Source organism: Gardnerella vaginalis (assembly GCF_001546455.1).
Taxonomy (GTDB): Bacteria; Actinomycetota; Actinomycetes; order Actinomycetales; family Bifidobacteriaceae; genus Bifidobacterium; species Bifidobacterium vaginale_B.
Genome location: NZ_KQ956810.1, coordinates 128,494 through 145,945 on the forward strand (window position 1 = coordinate 128,494; position 17,452 = coordinate 145,945).

General features: G+C 47.5%; 12 protein-coding genes and 1 tRNA gene. 3 read left to right on the forward strand and 10 right to left on the reverse strand.

Annotated features, from left to right (window positions below; genetic code table 11):
- Positions 1-394: 394 nt before the first annotated feature.
- From HMPREF3216_RS01445 to HMPREF3216_RS01455, 3 genes are all read left to right on the forward strand, one after another.
- Positions 395-477 (forward strand) — tRNA-Leu (locus HMPREF3216_RS01445).
- A gap of 180 nt (positions 478-657) precedes the next feature.
- Positions 658-3,330: a sialidase family protein gene (locus tag HMPREF3216_RS01450; RefSeq protein WP_060786608.1), complete on the forward strand. Its 2,673-nt coding sequence runs from the start codon at positions 658-660 to the stop codon at positions 3,328-3,330.
- Positions 3,314-4,105: a FadR/GntR family transcriptional regulator gene (locus tag HMPREF3216_RS01455; RefSeq protein WP_060786609.1), complete on the forward strand. Its 792-nt coding sequence runs from the start codon at positions 3,314-3,316 to the stop codon at positions 4,103-4,105. The genes HMPREF3216_RS01450 and HMPREF3216_RS01455 overlap by 17 nt, the downstream gene beginning before the upstream one ends.
- Before the next feature lie 118 nt (positions 4,106-4,223).
- On the opposite strand, the gene nagA is transcribed toward HMPREF3216_RS01455, so the two are convergent.
- The 10 genes from nagA to HMPREF3216_RS01505 all read right to left on the reverse strand — a co-directional run bounded on the left by nagA (position 4,224) and on the right by HMPREF3216_RS01505 (position 16,348).
- Positions 4,224-5,483 carry an N-acetylglucosamine-6-phosphate deacetylase gene (gene nagA, locus HMPREF3216_RS01460; RefSeq protein WP_060786610.1) on the reverse strand — a complete coding sequence of 420 codons (1,260 nt, stop codon included), beginning with the start codon at positions 5,481-5,483 and terminating at the stop codon, positions 4,224-4,226.
- Positions 5,484-5,589: 106 nt separating this feature from the next.
- Positions 5,590-6,402, reverse strand: a complete 813-nt coding sequence (gene nagB, locus HMPREF3216_RS01465; RefSeq protein ID WP_004132426.1) for a glucosamine-6-phosphate deaminase — start codon at positions 6,400-6,402, stop codon at positions 5,590-5,592.
- 173 nt (positions 6,403-6,575) lie between these two features.
- Entirely contained in the window at positions 6,576-7,535 is a 960-nt protein-coding gene (locus tag HMPREF3216_RS01470) for a dihydrodipicolinate synthase family protein (protein ID WP_016635892.1), read from the reverse strand.
- Between the two features lie 161 nt (positions 7,536-7,696).
- Positions 7,697-8,557 (reverse strand): ABC transporter ATP-binding protein, encoded by an 861-nt coding sequence (locus tag HMPREF3216_RS01475; protein WP_060786611.1) that lies wholly within the window; start codon positions 8,555-8,557, stop codon positions 7,697-7,699.
- Complete coding sequence (locus HMPREF3216_RS01480) at positions 8,554-10,578, reverse strand: dipeptide/oligopeptide/nickel ABC transporter permease/ATP-binding protein (protein ID WP_060786612.1); 2,025 nt, start codon at positions 10,576-10,578, stop codon at positions 8,554-8,556. Before HMPREF3216_RS01480 ends, HMPREF3216_RS01475 begins: the two co-directional genes overlap by 4 nt.
- A 1-nt stretch (position 10,579) precedes the next feature.
- Positions 10,580-11,485 (reverse strand): ABC transporter permease, encoded by a 906-nt coding sequence (locus HMPREF3216_RS01485; protein ID WP_060786613.1) that lies wholly within the window; start codon positions 11,483-11,485, stop codon positions 10,580-10,582.
- A gap of 196 nt (positions 11,486-11,681) precedes the next feature.
- On the reverse strand, positions 11,682-13,247 hold the full coding sequence (locus HMPREF3216_RS01490; RefSeq protein ID WP_060786614.1) for an ABC transporter substrate-binding protein: 1,566 nt from the start codon (positions 13,245-13,247) through the stop codon (positions 11,682-11,684).
- 322 nt (positions 13,248-13,569) lie between these two features.
- Positions 13,570-14,238 carry an N-acetylmannosamine-6-phosphate 2-epimerase gene (locus HMPREF3216_RS01495; protein WP_004131256.1) on the reverse strand — a complete coding sequence of 223 codons (669 nt, stop codon included), beginning with the start codon at positions 14,236-14,238 and terminating at the stop codon, positions 13,570-13,572.
- Between the two features lie 91 nt (positions 14,239-14,329).
- Positions 14,330-15,346, reverse strand: a complete 1,017-nt coding sequence (locus HMPREF3216_RS01500; RefSeq protein ID WP_060786615.1) for an ROK family protein — start codon at positions 15,344-15,346, stop codon at positions 14,330-14,332.
- Positions 15,347-15,418: 72 nt separating this feature from the next.
- A complete protein-coding gene (locus tag HMPREF3216_RS01505; protein ID WP_060786616.1) occupies positions 15,419-16,348 on the reverse strand; it encodes a DUF4862 family protein in 930 nt (309 codons plus the stop codon).
- Between the last annotated feature and the right edge of the window lie 1,104 nt (positions 16,349-17,452).

Here is a 17,452-nt window from a genome sequence, read left to right on the forward strand (position 1 = left end):
TTGTCTCACAACGCTCCGCCTATTACGTGTAGCATGGCGTTGCGGTTGTTCCGACTTGGCTTTGATTTTGTTTTTTGGATTGAAGTTTGTTTGTAGGGTGAGTCATTGGATTATTTGGTATCGGCTGCCGCTCTTATACTGTTCGACCAAGAATCACCCAGCCCTCTTGCATGCTTGAACAATTGCGTATCGCTAGTCGCCTGAGATTCTCGATTTTTCTTGCTCTCTCGGCGAGTCACCATTTCATGCTGAGGCTCGCTTCGATAGCTGCGAAAAATCTCGAATCTCCACACAGTTTGGCGGCGCTATCTAATCGATTACGGATAATTTGCATCAACACACTAGGGTCATATTTGCGAAAAGAGTGCAAATATGGTAGCTTTGTGGTCTGTATGCGAACGTGGCGGAATGGTAGACGCGCTGTCTTCAGGTGGCAGTGAGTGTATACTCGTGCGGGTTCAAGTCCCGCCGTTCGCACTCTTTAGGAACGTTGATTTTTCAACGTTCTTTCTTATTTTGTAGCATCATATTGCAACATCATATGCAACAATTGTGCATTTGCTTAAAAATGTGTGATAGACTGAATAGTGAACGTCATAAGACGTCAGACGTGTTAAAACATAGTGGTTTTAATTTTTACGGTCATGGAGGACTAAAATGGAACGTCGTTCAACGAAGACGACGAACCTGGGTGAAGAAATTGCCAATATCGGGGGTTCGGCACACACGCGATTCAACCATGCCACAATAAAAATTACACCAGCTAGCGAAAATAGCGGGAATCACGGGAATCAAAACGAAGGAATAATAGGGTTCAAATTTGTAGCAAATGCAGATTGTGATTTATTAAATATTAAGCCCGCACAAGAATCGGAAGCTTCTGCTCTACAGGAACACGCAACTCCAATAATAAAAATAAGTATTAAAGAAGATGCTCCCCTGCTTAGTGCGCAAAATCTTTTAGAAGATAGTGCCGACGCAAATGGTGCAAAAGAAATTGCATTGCACATGGAAGATGCACTAGGCGCGAGCAACGGGCGCGAACACGATTTTGCAATAACGTACGGAAGTTTTGGAAGCCGATTCTATTTAGACGGATACCAGTGCTTTGCGAGCGCAACGAATCTTGGACCGCAAAGAGTGTGCGCAAAAGCGGCGGAAGCTTGTGCAGCGCAGGCAGAATCTTCGCAAATCTACGACTTTTACCACTCAAGCCACTTGCCGCAGCCAGAAGAAATTGCAAATTCGGCCACTCAGGCGCAGCCAGACATATGGTTTGCGGGGCCTACGATTTGCGCAAGAGACATAAAACGCATATCTTGCAAGGCCAGCGGAACGCTGCACATTCAATTTAGATTGCGCGGGCCAGGCCAACACGGAGTGCTTTTTGCAGCTGGAACTGCTGGAACTGCCGGAACTGCCGGAACAAAAACTAAGCAAGAACCTAGCGAAAAAATAAGCGTGTACGCGGGTCCAGAAGGCATAAAAATCACGCTAATTGACAGCGAGACGGGCGTAAAAAGCGCAATCGAAGCAGCCGCAAGCATTGACGACGGCGAATGGCACGACTTGATTATTCGTGCAAATCGCGGAGCAACCGACATTTACGTAGACGGATACAGCCAGTCGCACAACATAGGCCAATTCTGGTTTGCAAACATACCAGACTTAGACGCCGTAAGCATTGGCGAAAACCTGCGCGGAGTGCGATTAATGGGCGAAGCCAGAACGGGCGGAATCTACTTTAGTGCGCTAAGCGAAGGCCAAATCCAAAGAATATCGAGAGTAAAACCGCTTGTAACAACCGCACTATTTGACACAGGCTACGCAGGCTCTCGCAGCTACAGAATACCGTCGCTTGTAAAAACGCGCATGGGAACGCTAATCGCGGGAGCAGACCAGCGAACAAGCGTTTCGAACGACGCTCCAAATCACATAAACTTTGTGATTCGCAGATCCGCAGACGGCGGAAAAACGTGGGAGCCTTTGCAAACCGTAATCAATATGCCTGGCAAAAACCTTGGAAAACTGGGCGCCAGCGCAATCGACTCCTGCCCTGTTTTAGACCCAGAGGGCAAAAGCGAAAGAATCAACGTATTAATTGACATTAATCCTGGCGGAATTGGGCTAACAAATTGCAAAACAGCTGTAGGCGTGGACGCTTGCGGAAGAATCAAGCTTATAGACCGCTTAGGTGGCCACTATGCGGCGGCAATGGACGCAAGCGCGGCCGTAAAATTGCCATGCGATTCCAGCGAAAAAGAATGCGCAACAAACTGGCTAATTTACCCAGATGGAAGCATAAAAAATGGCGATTTGAGCGGAGACCTGAGCAGCGGATTGCACAATAATCAAACTTGCGACCGTTCCACGTGGAACATATGGCAATCACCCGAAACAGCGAGCAAAAATCAGCCATTATTCGCCGAAAAAACTTGCTACATAGCGCAAATCTACTCGGACGACGACGGCGAAACGTGGAGCGCACCACGCTTAATTGACCACATGGTTAAAGAACCGTGGATGAGCTTCGCTGGAGTATGCCCAGGGAACGGAATTGTTATTAGGCGCAGCGAAAAACATTACGGCAGAATACTTGTGCCATTCTATTGCAGCGGCCAAAGCAAATCGCACTATTCTTCGGGAGCGCTTATTTCGGACGACGACGGCAAAACGTGGCGCCGAGGCAAAATGATTAACGAAGGACGATTAATGGGCGGCAAAATCGTAGACCCCGCAACAATGCAAGACGACGATGCAACAAGCTCCGAAACCGTGTTTGTAGAGCGCAAAAATGGCGATATTCTGGCGTTCTTCCGCAATCAAAATCGCTCGGGCTGTGTAGGCAAGGCCATTAGCCACGATTGCGGCGAAACGTGGAGCGAGCTGATTTTTGACCAAAGCTTGCCCGAGATATTCAGCCAGCCAAGCGCAACCTGCTTTAGCGGCGAAAACGAGGGAAACGCAGACTGCATAGCATTTGCAAACGCAAGCCAAATGATGCCGTACCGCGGCCGCGGAGTTGTGCGATTTAGCTTCGACGGCGGCAAAACGTGGCAAAAAAATGTGTGCATAAACCCATTCCACCACGTTTATCAATGCCTTACCTCTAGCAATAAACACACTTTGCAACTACTGTGGGAAAAAGAGACTACTGGAATTTATATAACAGCAATAGATTCCTCGCTTTGGCGGCAAGATAGTTTGCAAACAGGTTTCAAAAACACAATAGGCAAAAACGAAAAAACAAAAGATTCAAAAGATTCAAAAGATTCAAAAGAGGGAAGACTCACGCGAACTGAAAGGGGCCAAAATGGAAGAGACATTTAGCAAGCACGAAGACGATGAGATGACAACACTAGACCGCTTATCGCTATTGCAGGCAAGCTCAAACTCCGCTCCAATCGCAGCAAGAAAGCGCTGCGACGAAACAATGGACGCAATCAGGTCGCTTATATTAAGAGAGCGTTTGCAGCCAAAAGATATGCTTCCAACCGAGCCAATGCTATGCAATTTGATTGGCGCATCAAGATCGTCGGTGCGCGAGGCCATTCGCAAGCTGGAAGCGCTTAACATTGTGGAAGTTAAACAAGGAAAAGGCATGTTTGTTGGCTCCTTGTCTTTGGATCCAATGGTGGAAACGCTTGCATTCCGATCTTTAATCTCCATTAATAAGAATTTTGAAGACTTGAGTGACGTTGTGGAAATGCGCAAATTCCTAGACCTTGGATGCGCGGATAAAGTTGTTGAGTCGCTTAAGGGAACGCAGCATCCAGAGCTGGAAGCGCTTTCGGAAACAATGACTAAAGAAGCGCATGCTGGAAAAACGTTCTTGGAACAAGATATTGCTTTCCACACGGGCATTTTGCGCGCGGTAAACAATACGATTGCAGAGCAATTTGTGCGATGCTTGTGGCTTGTGCATATGGCTGTTTTGCCACAATTGGGGCTGGAAGTTTCGGACGAGCTTGAAAAAACCGCTAGAGCGCACGAACTTATGCTTAAAACGGCTATTGCGGGAGACGCAGACGGATATAGGCAGGCTGTAAATAGCCATTACGAGCCAATTCAGTCGATTTTGCTTAATAGACTGCAAAAGCACTGAAGCACATACATTCTATAAAATGGAAGAACCGCTCTAGTTTAAGGAGCGGTTCTTTCATCTTCAATGGTGATGCCTGAGTACTACAGCATCACGATTAATCGCAACGATACGATTTCCGTTACGAAATTTTATGGCCGTCGCACCAAACGTGCTCAACTGCCAAAGTTCCTGGATTAAGCAAAAGCAAATCGGCCGCGTACCCCTTTTCAACCAAGCCCAAAGGAGCGCCAGTTATAGCATTCGGCTTATCTACTCCAAGCACGTGAGCAGGAACAACGGTTGCCGCAGCAATGGCCTCTGGCAATCCGATTCCAAGCTCTTTAACAGCGCGCTTAATAGCAACTTCTAGAATCAAAGTAGATCCCGCAATAGCGCCATTAGAAACAAGCCTTGCGTGACCGCCCGTAACCGTAACGTCTAAAGCGCCAAGCTTATAAGCGCCATCCGCGCATCCTGTTGCAGCCATTGCATCCGTTACAAACGCAATCCTTCCAGCTGCCGCCTTAAACGCCATTTGCAAAACAGGGTTTTCAACGTGGAAGCCGTCGTTAATAAGCTCAATCGTTACTCGCGGGTCTTCCAAAGCTGCAGGAATTGGGCCTGGCTTGCGGTGATGAATGCCGTTCATAGCGTTAAACATGTGAGTCATAAGCGTAGAGCCAGCGTTAAAAGCCGCGCGCGCGGTTTTATAATCTGCGTCGCAATGCCCCACTGCTGGAATTACGCCAGCCTGTACAAAGCGCTTAATAGCCTCCATGCCGTGTTCTCGCTCTGGAGCCAGAGTAATCTGGCGCAAAGTGCCATCCGCCGCCTCAAGCAGCGCCTCAACACGCTCGGGGGTAGGGTCCACTAGGCAATTAGGGTCGTGCGCGCCTTTTCTAGAAAGCGCCAAGAACGGCCCCTCTAAGTGAGATCCAAGCACATCTGGTCGCGTTTGCATAACGCGCTTAACGGTGCGCAAATTCTCTTGCATTACATCAAGAGGATTTGTAATCAAGCTAAGAACTTGCCTAGTTGTTCCGTGAAGCATGTGATACGCGCGCGCAATGGCAATCCCTTCGGCACCGTCGTCAAACGAATGCTCCCAAGCTCCGTGAGCGTGCAAATCAATATAGCCTGGCGCAGCAAAATAGCCGCCGCCGTCTACAACATTTAAGTCAGATGCGCGCAAGCCGCAAGCATTAATCGCCAGCGCAAGGTCTTCGTCTAAAATGCCCGTTTCTAAAATCACGCCATCTTTAACCAAAATCCAAGCGTTAGGAACAATTCCGCGCGCGTCTACAACGCTTACGTTGCGCACTACAAAACTGCGCCCCTCGTTTGATTTTAGTGAATCATCAATCTTATTTACGGCATCTAAGTATGCATTTTTTGACATTTAACCCACCTGCGTTTGTGCTTTTGAAGTTTGTGCTTTTGAATACGTTACTTAATTTTAGACTTATCTATCAGAGGTATCGGATCTATAAGATGTATCGGATCTATCAGATTCCCTGCCAAGATGGCTTATTTGCGTACACCCAACGATAGTAGTCTGCCAACTTAAGCTTGCTTGCTGCGTCTTCGTCTACAATCACAGTTGCATGCGGATGCATTTGCAGCGCGGAAGCTGGGCATAGAGAGCTTACTCCGCCTTCTAGCGTTGCCGCCACAGCATCTGCCTTATTAGAGCCAAACGCAAGAAGAACAAGATGCTTAGCGCGCAAAATCGTTCCAATTCCTTGGGTTATGCAGTGAGTTGGAACCTGGTTAATATCTCCGTCGAAGAATCTGCGATTATCTACGCGAGTCTGCTCGGTTAAGGTTTTTACGCGCGTTCCAGATGCAAGCGAAGATCCTGGCTCGTTAAATCCAACGTGGCCGTCGGAGCCAATTCCCAAGATTTGCACATCGATTCCGCCAGCGGCCGCAATCGCAGCATCGTAGTCAGCTCCAGCGTGTGCAATCTTGCTGCCCTCGCTTAATGGCGCTCCGTTAAGAACATCTCCTGGAACGTGCACTAAATCTGGGTTTAGGCCGATTAAATCGGTTACGGTTCTGCGAATTGTGCTGTGGTAGGACTGCTCGTGCTCTAATGGCAATCCAATGTACTCGTCAAGCGCAAATCCGCGCACGCGACTAACGTCAACATTATTTTCTTTAACAAGCTTTGCAAGATGCTCGTAGGCCTTTAATGGGCTAGACCCCGTAGCCAAGCCAAGTACTGCGTCTGGCTTGCGACTAATCAAATCTACAACTGCTTTTGCGTAGAGCTCGCCAGCTTCATCCTGATCTTTTACAATAATAACTTCTGCCATCTTTGCTTCTCCTTTAAAGCTTTAAGCAATTATTAGCATTGCGGCATGCGAATTAACGCACACCGCAACACTATTTACTTACTATGCACCATAAATAAAAGGCTTTATTAGATTATTTATGATTATTTATGATTTTTACTTAAGATACGCGCTTAAGATACGCACTTAAGTCGCTACTTAGTGGAATCGCTTACTTCTTGCGGAGTCTTTGCCAAAGTCAAGCCAACTTCCTTAAGAACGCCAGCCACGGCTTCAACATTTTCTCCCTTAAGTGGGCAAACTGGGTCTGGCATCTGATTTGTGTCAAACACACCAAGCAATGCCATTGCGGTCTTAAACGCTCCAACGCCAGCGCCAAAGCCTGCCACTCCGCTAGGAACAGTAACGATTCGCATCAAAGCAGCAAGCCAATCCTGCTCCTTCTTAACCGTTGCCCAATCGCCAGCCTGAGCAGCCTTCCACATGCGCACGTAGCCAGTGGCCTCAACGTTTGCAAGACCTGGAACAGAGCCGTCTGCGCCAGCCATGTATGCTCCATCAACAACAACCTCTTGGCCCGTAAGCAAAGTCAATGGGTGGCCAGCCTTGTTGTTGTCGTCTACAAGGAACCTAAACGATACGTCGTCGTTGGAAGAATCCTTAACGCCAGCAAGCACGCCATCTTTGCCAAGCTTTACAAGCAAACCGCCTGGAAGCTTTGTGTGCACGCAAACTGGAATATCGTAAGCAAACAGAGGCAAATCTGGAACAGCTTCGTGAATAAGGCGGAAGTGACGCTCAACTTCTGCCATGCCGCCGAGTGCATAGAATGGCGCTGTTGCAACGATTGCAGATGCTCCAAGCTCCTTGGCTTCCTTTGCATGCTCAATAACGCGGTTTGTTTCCGTATCGATGCAGCCAACCAACACTGGCACGCGGCCGTCAACAATGCGCATTACGGTTTCAATGATTTCGCGACGGCGCTTATCTGTGCTAAATGCCACTTCGCCAGAAGATCCAAGTGTAAACAGCCCATCTACGCCTGCCTCAATCATGCGGTTAAGAGAGCGCTCAAAGCTAACAACGTCTACTTCGCCGTCTGCCGTTAATGGCGTAACTACTGGTGGAATAACGCCGTGGAATTTTTCTGCCATGATTAAACTTCTTTCGTATTTTTTATGACTTTTTATGATTTATGATTTATGACTTATGACTTATGATTTTAGGTTTTGCAATTAATGGGCGGCCTGCATGGATTTACTGCAGGTCTTAGCAGACCGCCCGCGCATTTAAGCTAGCGACTAGCACCTGCCGCTTACTTGCACTCTTCTTCCGTTGGATGCAGCAGCGAAGGCGCCGCGCCCATCAGAATCTTTGTGTACGCATCCTGCGGATTATTAATCACCTGGTGAGTTTCGCCGCGCTCAACAATCGTTCCGTGATTCATAACAACAACTTCGTCAGATATGTATCGGATTGTTTGAATATCGTGGCTAATAAACACCATGGAAAGATTCAGCCTCTTCTTTAAGTCGGAAAGAAGATTCAAAATCTGAGCACGCACAGAAACATCCAAAGCAGAAGTTGGCTCATCTGCGATTATTGCATCTGGATTAAGCGAAAGCGCACGAGCGATTGCCACACGCTGACGCTGGCCGCCAGAAAGCTGACCTGGCAAAGCGCCAAGAACAGAATGAGGCAAACCAACCATTCGGATTAGCTCCTTGGCTCTAGCATCGCGCTCAGCCTTGCTTCCAATCTTGTGCACAACAAGCGGGTCAATCAGCTGATCAATCACACTCATACGAGCATTCAAAGCCATTGCTGGATCCTGGAACACAACGGAAACCACGCGTCCAATATCCATGCGCTCTTTTGCGGTTCGGTGCGTAACGTCTTGCCCTTTAAACAAAACCTTGCCGCTTGTAACCTGCTGGAGTCCGCACATAATGTTTGCAGTAGTAGACTTTCCGCAGCCAGATTCACCAACAATACCAATCGTCTTGCCTGGCATAAGCTTAAGATTTACCTTGTTTACGGCTGTAATCTTGTTCTTATGGAATAAGCCAGATCCTGCTCGAGTAGTGAACACCACTTCGGCGTCGCGCAGCTCGATGATTGGAACATCGCCATTTTCGTTCTGTACTTTGTTTGTTTCGTTAACATTCATGTTCATCGCACATCTCCTTGATCGGAGGCGGTCAAAATTGCGGAAGGTGCATCCGATTCAGGCTCTGGAGGCGCGGCGTAGAAGTGCCACGTTCCTGGAATGCGCTTCATTACTGGGCGCACGTCTAGTCCTTGATCTGGATGAGAAGAGCGAGGAGCGAATCGATCTCCCTTAGGGAAGTCGGATGGGCTTGGAACCGTTCCTGGAACCTGGTGCAATCTTGGAGCACCAGCCTCAATGGAGGTTACGGAGCCAAGCAAACCACGCGTGTACTCGTGATGCGGGTCGGTGAGGATTTCCTTGGTGGAGCCTTGCTCAACAACCTGGCCTGCGTACATTACGGTAATCGAGTGCGCAACCTTGGCAACAAGAGCCAAATCGTGGCTTACAAACACCATTGCAAATCCAAGCTTTTCGCGCAATTCGTTAAGAAGATCAATCACCTGCTTTTGAACAGTAACGTCCAAAGCGGTTGTTGGCTCATCTGCGATTATCAACTTTGGATCTCGCGTAAGTGCCATTGCAATCAACACGCGCTGACGCTGGCCGCCAGAAAGCTCGTGTGGGTAGGATTCAAGCGTGCGCTTTGGATCCAAGCCTACAAGCTCCAACAACTCTTCGGCGCTACGAGTGCCACCTCTAGAAGTTAGCTGCTTCATCTGCGTTTTAATCAGCATTGATGGGTTTAAGGAAGACAAAGCATCTTGGTAAACCATTGCAATCTCGTGGCCGCGCAAAGCATTGTGCTCCTTTGGGCTAAGCTTTACAAGATCCTTGCCATTAAACAGGATTTGTCCGCTAATCTTAGCTTTTGGATCAAGCAAGCCCATAATCGCCAGCGAAGTGATTGACTTACCGCAACCAGATTCACCAACCAAGCCCATTGTTTCGCCTGGGCGAACAGAGAAGCTCAAGTGGTCTACAACATTTACGCTGCCGTAGCGTGGGAACTGAATGCACAAGTCTTTAACCTCAATAACTGGAGGCTCTGTAGACGTTGGCTGCAAACGATCCGTGCGCTTTAATTCGGCCGCGCGAAGCTTTGCCAAAGACTCAACCAAAGCGTCGTGCTGCTCCTCGTAAGCTGCCACTGGGTCGGTAAGAATCCTGTCTTCCTTGCGAGCTGCTTCCGCATCTGCAGCAGTCTTAGCTACTGGAGCGGTTGGAGCTGCAACCATTGCATCCGTAATGCCCTCAGAAAGAATGTTAAGGCACAAAACGGTAATCATGATTGCTAAGCCTGGGAACAGTGCCTGCCACCAGTAACCAAAGATAACGCCTGCTTTAGCAGAAGACAAAATGTTGCCCCATGTTGGCGTTGGCTCTGGAATACCAGCGTTAATAAAGCTAAGGGAAGCTTCGAACACGATTGCGTCTGCAACAGAAAGCGTTGTGAACACCATAACTGGAGCTGCAATGTTACGCGTTACGTGCTTGAGCAAAATCCAAGGTGCGCGAGCGCCAGAAACGATTACTGCACGCACGTAGTCTTTTCCATATTCGCTTATTATGTTTGCGCGCACAATTCTTGCGATTTGTGGAACGTAAAGCACGCCAATGGAAATGATGATGCCAATCATGGATTGTCCAAGAATTGCAAGGCACACAGCCGCTAATGCGATTCCTGGGATTGACATTACTACGTCAATCAATCGCATTATAAGCTCAGATATCCAAGTGCGGCTCACAGCTGCGATTGCGCCGATTATCGAACCCATCACCAATGCAAAGATAACAGACGACAAGCCGATTACAAGCGAGTAGCGAGCGCCGTACATAACGCGCGAGAACACGTCTCTACCAAGGTTATCGGTGCCAAACCAGTGCGCTCCTGTTGGCGGCTGATAATTTTGCGTAATCTTTACTGGGTCGCATGGCGCTAAGAAGCGTGCGAAAACAGCGCAGAACGCTAGTATTGCAATAACAACAAGCGAGATTTTAGAGCCTAAGCTCATCTTGCTAAATCTATTAAATTTGATGCCTGGTTTTGATGCGGCATCTACTACCTGATTCTTTCCAAATAGCATGTCACACCGTCCTAATTCTTGGGTTGATTAACACGTAGAGCAAATCAACAATAATGTTTATAAAGATGAATGCGATTGCAACAACCAAAACAACGCCTTGCACAAGCATCGGCTGGTTGCCATTAATGCCGTCGAACATTGCAGTACCCATTCCTGGTAGTGCAAAAATCACCTCAATAACGATTGCGCCACCCATAAGGTAACCAATCTTCATACCAAGAGTGGTGATTGGTGTAATCAAAGCATTGCGGAACACGTTTCTAGCAACCACTACGCTCTTTGGAATACCTGCGCCGATTGCGGTTCGCACATAATCCTTATCCAATTCTTCTACCATCGAGGTTCGTATGATTCGCGTAAGCTGACCTGCTACTGGAAGGCCTAGTGCGAAGCAAGGCATTGCCATTCTGGCCATGTATGCTTCTGGATCTTCAAAGAACGGCACAAAATCGCCAGAACCTGGGAGCCATGCGAGCTTGATTTGCAAAACGTAAATCAAAAGAACGCCAAGCCAGAAGGATGGAGTTGCGATTGCAATAATCGAAAGCACGCGAACCGTTTGGTCAACCCAAGTATCGCGATAAAGCGCTGCAAAAACGCCGAAGATTACTGCAAAGACTATTGCGATTAACAAGCCAATGAAGGTTAACTGCAAGGTGATTGGGAAGGCATCCGCCACTCGCTGAGCTACGGAATCCTTGTTTACACCGTAAACACCCATGTTTCCTTGGAAGAGTCCAACTATGTAAGACCCAAACTGCTGCCACCATGGCCTATCGTAGCCCATTTCGTGGCGGAAGGCTGCCAGAGCTGCTGGAGACGAATTTTCGCCTAATGCTGCAACTGCTGGATCGTATTTAGAAAATGACATAAGGAAGAATACGAGGAACGTAACACCGAATGCCATGAACGGCAGGGCGATTAGTCGCCTACCTAAAAGTCTAAGAAAATTACTCATAAGACATCCACACATCCATTGAAGAAAATTGTTATTTTTGCATAACAAAACCGGCCCATCTGCACAAAGGCGAGAAAGGTAAACAGTTGGGCCGGTTTTGCGGTTAGAGGTTAGGGAAAATGAAGTTTGTTACTTTGACTTGCACCTACTTTGTTAGCTTTGCTTTTACAAGGTTGATGCCAGTGGAGCCGATTGCATTCCACTCAGCCAATGCACCCTTCTTTACAGCGGTCGTAGTCTTACGATGGAAGAGTGGGTACAGAGGCACTTCGTCGCTAATCAAATCGAAGCACTGGTTCCAATACTTCTGGCGCTCAGCTGGCTTGCTGGAAGCCAAAGCCTTGTCCATAAGCTCGTGGAGCTTTGTGTATCCTTCGGAGTTCTTCCAGAAGGAGCGCTGACGGGTCCAAGCGTTGTCGCCGTACCACCAGCTCATCAACAAGTCTGGGTCGTTGCCGAACACGGATGGATCGCCTGGAGCAAGAACCATGGAGTAGTTTGCATCGTCGCGGTCGGTAATCTGTGGGTAGAGTGCGGAAGACTTCATAGACTTGATTTCCACATCCATGCCAATCTCAGCAAGATCGTTCTTGATTTGTGGAGCAAGCTGGGTAATCCAAGTGTGATCCGTGGTGTAAAGAGTGAACTTTAGTGGACCATTTACGCCAGCTTCCTTAAGCAAGCTCTTTGCCTTAGCAATGTTCTTGGTGTAAACGTTCTTTGCCTTGTGGTAGTTTGCGTAGTTCTTTGGCAAGAAGCTTGTTGCTGGCTCACCCTGGCCGCTCATCTGATTTGTAATCAGCTTGTTTACGTCAATTGCGTAGAGAGCTGCCTGGCGAACTCGCTTGTCGTCAAATGGCTTCTGCTTTGTGTTGAACATAACAAATGGAAGAGTAAAGCCCTGTGCGGTCTTAAGCTCAGATCCAGATGCCTTCAAAGTGTTGAATGCCTGTGCTGGAACCATTTCCATTACGTCGGTCTTGCCACCCTGCATTGCAGTTACGCGAGCAGTATCGTCAACGGTTACATTCCAAACCATCTTCTTGGCTTGTGCCTTGTACTTGCCGTTGTAAAGATCGTTGCGCTCAAACTTCACCTGGTTATCGGTAATAGAAACATACTTCCATGGGCCAGAGCCGATTGGCATGTTCTTAAGATCTGCATCAGACTTTGCGGTTGGAACAATCTGAATCAAAGCAAGGCGCTGCTTGAACAGTGGGAACGCCTTCTTTAGCTTAAAGATTACGTGACGATTGTCTTTTGCTTCTACAGAGTCAATAAAGTCGAGCATAGAGATGTAAAGGCTGCCCTTTGCGGTTGTGCGCTTAAAGGAAGATACTACGTCTCCTGCGGTTACCTCTGTTCCATCAGAGAACTTAGCGGCATCGCGAATGGTTACTTCGTATTCCGTATCGGAAATCTTCTTTGGCTCACCCTTTGCAAGAGCGTTGAAAACCTTAAAGTTGCTGTAATCAAGAGCGTAAAGTGGCTCTGTAACGTGCCAGTTTGCTGCCATTGGCAACGCGCCAGAGGTTGTAGATGGCGCAAAGTCGCGGCTTGCGTATGCAACCTGTGCTGTAATCGTGTCTTTAACAGCGGTCTTTGCTTTTACGGCCTTGTGGGTTTTTGCTCCACCGCAGCCAGAAAGCATCATTAATGCTGCCACACCAGCGGCGAGCGCCGCGGTTAGCTTCGAGTTAATTCGTGCCATATTTTCTCCTCACCATTGAGTTTGGGTTTTTTGCATTTCATCTTCGAATGCGAAAACATTTTAAATTATAGCGCGTGCATTATTTTCACGTTACTTCAAACATAAGAGGTCTGATGTCTGATGTCAAGTTATGCGTGTGTCGAATTTGTGAAAATTTTGATTATTTTTTAAATCGCGAAAAATTAGAACAAAATCGCACATAATCGACACACATATAACCACTATTTTTATTTATTTGTTACTTACGCACGCGTAGCGAATCTGCGGTTGCTTGCGACTTTTCCTTAACGCTCCCAGCCGCATCCGCCTACCCACTCGCCGCCTACAACTTTGCTGCAAACCAGCGCGTAATCGACGTTGGATGTGTAATCGCCGTTCCAACAACAGCAGCCCAAGCGCCCATCTGCATAACCTTGTGCAACTGATCTGGAGTGTGAATACGCCCTTCGCAAATAATTGGATAATCTGGGAAAGCCTGCAAAATCTGGCCTAAAAGCTCAAAATCTGGGCCGTCCGTTTTTGGCCTTCCAGGCGAAGTGCCAGCCAAAGTGGTAGATATAATATCCGTTCCGCAATCCGCCGCGCGCTTGGCATCATCGAAGTTACCGCAATCTGCCATAACAACTATGCCTTCGTCATGCAAGGCACGAACAGTCTGCTCGTAAGTCAGCCCATCTGGGCGTGGCCTATCGGTTGCATCAATCGCAATAATATCCGCTCCAGCAGCAGCACAGCAGCGCGCATGACGCAAAGTCGGAGTTATGTAAACGCCTTCGTGACCATCTTTCCAAATGCCGATTACAGGCACATCTACCTGCCCTTTAATCGCAGAAATATCCGACAGCCCCTGGCATCTAATGCCAACAGCTCCGCCTTCTACGGCAGCCATTGCCATTTGTGCCATTGTTTCTGGGTGCCTAAGCGGCTCCCCTGGGTATGCCTGGCAGCTAACCACTAGGCCACCCTTGATTTTTTCAATCACAGGATTCATAGCGATTCCTCCTTTTTAAAATGTGACTAAACTAAACAAAATTAAACGCAATCAAACGCGACTAAACGCGACTAAACGCGATTAAGCGCGATTAAGCGCGATTTGAGTGAACAGCAAAAGCCGCGCCAATAAGCGGAGCAGATCCTCCAAGTTTGCCCTTAACAATCGGCGTACTTTTAATCAGCGTTAATGCCGAGTCTTCAAACCCGCTTCGCATAGCGTTCCACCAAATATCGCCAGCTTCTACAACAGAGCCAGAAAGCACAATCACATCTGGATCTATAAGATTTGCCATTCCTGCAACGCACTGCCCCAAAGCCTTGCCGCTTCTAGCAAGCGTCTCTTTAGCATGCGCATCCTGCCCAGAATTTGCGCGCACACAAACCTCGTAGCCGTTTTGTGCCAGCTCGCCGCCTTGTGGAAGATTGCTGTTGTAAAGAGTTGCAAGCCCCGTACCCGAGGCCACTGGCTCAATATGCCCCGCATGCGCTCCGCACGAGCAATCGAAGCCAACTCCCAAATCGCTAACAACATGGCCAGCGTGCCCAGCAACTCCGTGCGCGCCCGCAAACAGCTTGCCGTTTATAATAATCGCGCCGCCAATTCCAGTGCCTATGCCAACGGAAAACACAATCGACTTTCCGCGGCCAGCACCGTAAATCGCCTCTCCAAGGCCGTGGCCACCAACGTCGCCAATCATATAAACCGGCAAGTCGGTTACGCTCTTAAACGCGTCGTAAATTCGCTGACCTCGCCAACCTGGAAGAATGTCTGTAGCTGCTACGATTTCGCCAGTTTTGCTATTTGGCACTCCTGCAGCCGCTATTCCAATTCCGCTAATTTTTTTGCCACTTTTCGCCGCATCTTCCAATATTTGCCTTGCGCGCGCTACTAGGCGATTCTTTATGTCTTCTCCGCCTTTTGCAGCTTCTGTTGGCATAGAGCCATAGTCTTCTACTGTTGGAGAAGCACAGTCTGCGCTTTCATTGCCAAAGCTAGACCCTGCAGACTCTAAAGACTCTGGCAAAGTCACCAATCCGTATGCGATTTTTGTTCCGCCTATGTCAAAAGCAAGATATGTAGAGCGAGAATCTTTTACTTCGTTCATAACAATTTCCGTTTTCTACTCGCGTTTGAGCTTTACTTTTACTGTTTATCCAGCCTGTTATTCAGCCTGTTACTAAGCCTGCGCTCCAGCCACAGCATCGTGAATGCGCGCCAAATATCCCAAGCGCTCCTCAACGCTCGCATCTTGCGGAACACACACTTTTGCGCCCAAATAGTCGATTGCATAATCGTCTTTTAGCGCCTCGCGAGTGGTTTCTTGAATTTCTTTAGACGTCATTAACGAAGTCGGCTCATCTGGGTTCATTGGCAAATGGCCATCAATCCACTCATATCCGTATTGCGTTGCATCTGGGCCAGCCCCCGAGAACATTAATCCTTGCAGAACACCAGCCTGCCTTGCCGCGCGCACATGCTCCACTGCCGCTTGAGCATTGCGCTCTTCTACAACGCTTCTACCCCAGTTGATTGTAATTCCAATTCCCGCTTCTTTTGCAATCTGAATCTCTTCTTCTAGAGGCAGGAATCCCTTTTCTGGATTTTGGCCTTCAATGTATCTATCGCAATGCTCAATCACCAGCTTTGCTCCACACCAATCGAGCTGAGCGAGTTCTTCTAGCGACTTCTTCATTGCATCCGCTTGCGCTAAGCGAGTTGGCGCCGTGTGTATTTCTACATGAGATATATCGCAGCTATCTCTAATGTCTACAACGTTTGCGATTGCTTCGCGAATATCCTTAAAGAAAGCCAGCGCACGATGTCTGCCTTCTTCGCTTGGGCTTGCAAGTCCAAATTCTGGATCTGGGTCAAAGTTTATGTGACGCATTGTTCCTGGAATTGCTGTAATCGTGTTTGCATGCCAATGCGAAGGTATTGCGCTTGCTAGCCACGCGCGGTTTTGCGCATCTGCCAAATCACCTGGGTATGGAATCTCTGTTCCAGCAATCCAGCTTTGCTTGCCCAGCAAATCGTAGTATTTTTCTTGATCTTCGCGAGTTTTTGGCAACGATGCGTATGCGCCTACAACGAATTTAGCTTTCAGCATGATATCCTCCTTGAAATCGTCGCTGATTTGTCTTTTGATTTGTAGACTACACCAATCACACTACAATTCGTCAGACGTCTGATAAATCTTTGTACTTGCGACTACACTCGAGCAAAGCTCCTATTCATACTAACAGTGCTCAAATCTGGGGTTTCTTTTTGCACCTACCCCCCATATTTACATTATTTACATTAAAAAATGTCATTTTGTATACGACGCTTCATTGGAAAATATACACCACTGTTACAAATAACATCATCAATTTGTGCTAGAACTCTATAAGTATATTCTTCTAAATTTAATAATTACGTTTAACATGTTTTTATATTGAAAAAATTATTAATGCAACACGTAATCATTAAATTTGTAAAAATAACCAAATTTGTATATGCTTATATGTACGACAAGCTCACTTCACTATAGGAAGTGTTGATTGCTGTTAGCAGGGGGTCACCAATTTGCGTGACCCTCTAGCATATTTACTTTTCCAAAACAATGCACAGCTGAATTATAGATTTTTCTAACACCTTTTATCCACAATGCGTAGAAATTGTTGGAGCTATAGAGCAAAAGGTGCTTGAGACAATTTTTTATACATTTTGTGCAATCATAGCACGATGTTCCGTAATCGCTTTTTCATTAAGCCACATTTGGCCTATAACACAGGAAGTGGGCATATACAAACTATGTTATACGCAAAAAGGCTTGTTAGATTTCTAACAAGCCTTTAAAACTAAAGAACAGAATTCCGTCCCTAGCGGAAAACCATCTCTAGCAACAAGCATTAAGCACCCGCAAGCAGAATAAAGAGTCTACAAGGTAAGAAAAGGAAATTTCGGCAAACCAAGCAAACCCTAAACCCAGCATGCAAGCTGCAGCGCGCAAAACACGCGCCGCCGCCTAACGCAAGCCTAATTTATACGCGCACTCGCACTCTAAAACACACGAGTGCGCGCATAGTGCTTAGTGACGAGCCTTGCGAACAGCAGCACCCATACCAGCAAGCATGGTTGCAGCCAAAGCAGTCAAAGTCACACCAACACCAGTGCCTGGCAACTTCTTGCCATCATTCTTCTTCTTCTCAACTTCAGGCTTGCCTGGCTT

What these genes read in the sequence shown, in the direction of transcription:
- HMPREF3216_RS01450 (WP_060786608.1), top strand. Translation starts at nt 658, where the DNA reads ATGGAACGTCGTTCAACGAAGACGACGAACCTGGGTGAAGAAATTGCC.
- HMPREF3216_RS01455 (WP_060786609.1), top strand. Translation starts at nt 3,314, where the DNA reads ATGGAAGAGACATTTAGCAAGCACGAAGACGATGAGATGACAACACTA.
- nagA (WP_060786610.1), bottom strand. Translation starts at nt 5,483, where the DNA reads ATGTCAAAAAATGCATACTTAGATGCCGTAAATAAGATTGATGATTCA.
- nagB (WP_004132426.1), bottom strand. Translation starts at nt 6,402, where the DNA reads ATGGCAGAAGTTATTATTGTAAAAGATCAGGATGAAGCTGGCGAGCTC.
- HMPREF3216_RS01470 (WP_016635892.1), bottom strand. Translation starts at nt 7,535, where the DNA reads ATGGCAGAAAAATTCCACGGCGTTATTCCACCAGTAGTTACGCCATTA.
- HMPREF3216_RS01475 (WP_060786611.1), bottom strand. Translation starts at nt 8,557, where the DNA reads ATGAACATGAATGTTAACGAAACAAACAAAGTACAGAACGAAAATGGC.
- HMPREF3216_RS01480 (WP_060786612.1), bottom strand. Translation starts at nt 10,578, where the DNA reads ATGCTATTTGGAAAGAATCAGGTAGTAGATGCCGCATCAAAACCAGGC.
- HMPREF3216_RS01485 (WP_060786613.1), bottom strand. Translation starts at nt 11,485, where the DNA reads ATGGCATTCGGTGTTACGTTCCTCGTATTCTTCCTTATGTCATTTTCT.
- HMPREF3216_RS01490 (WP_060786614.1), bottom strand. Translation starts at nt 13,247, where the DNA reads ATGGCACGAATTAACTCGAAGCTAACCGCGGCGCTCGCCGCTGGTGTG.
- HMPREF3216_RS01495 (WP_004131256.1), bottom strand. Translation starts at nt 14,238, where the DNA reads ATGAATCCTGTGATTGAAAAAATCAAGGGTGGCCTAGTGGTTAGCTGC.
- HMPREF3216_RS01500 (WP_060786615.1), bottom strand. Translation starts at nt 15,346, where the DNA reads ATGAACGAAGTAAAAGATTCTCGCTCTACATATCTTGCTTTTGACATA.
- HMPREF3216_RS01505 (WP_060786616.1), bottom strand. Translation starts at nt 16,348, where the DNA reads ATGCTGAAAGCTAAATTCGTTGTAGGCGCATACGCATCGTTGCCAAAA.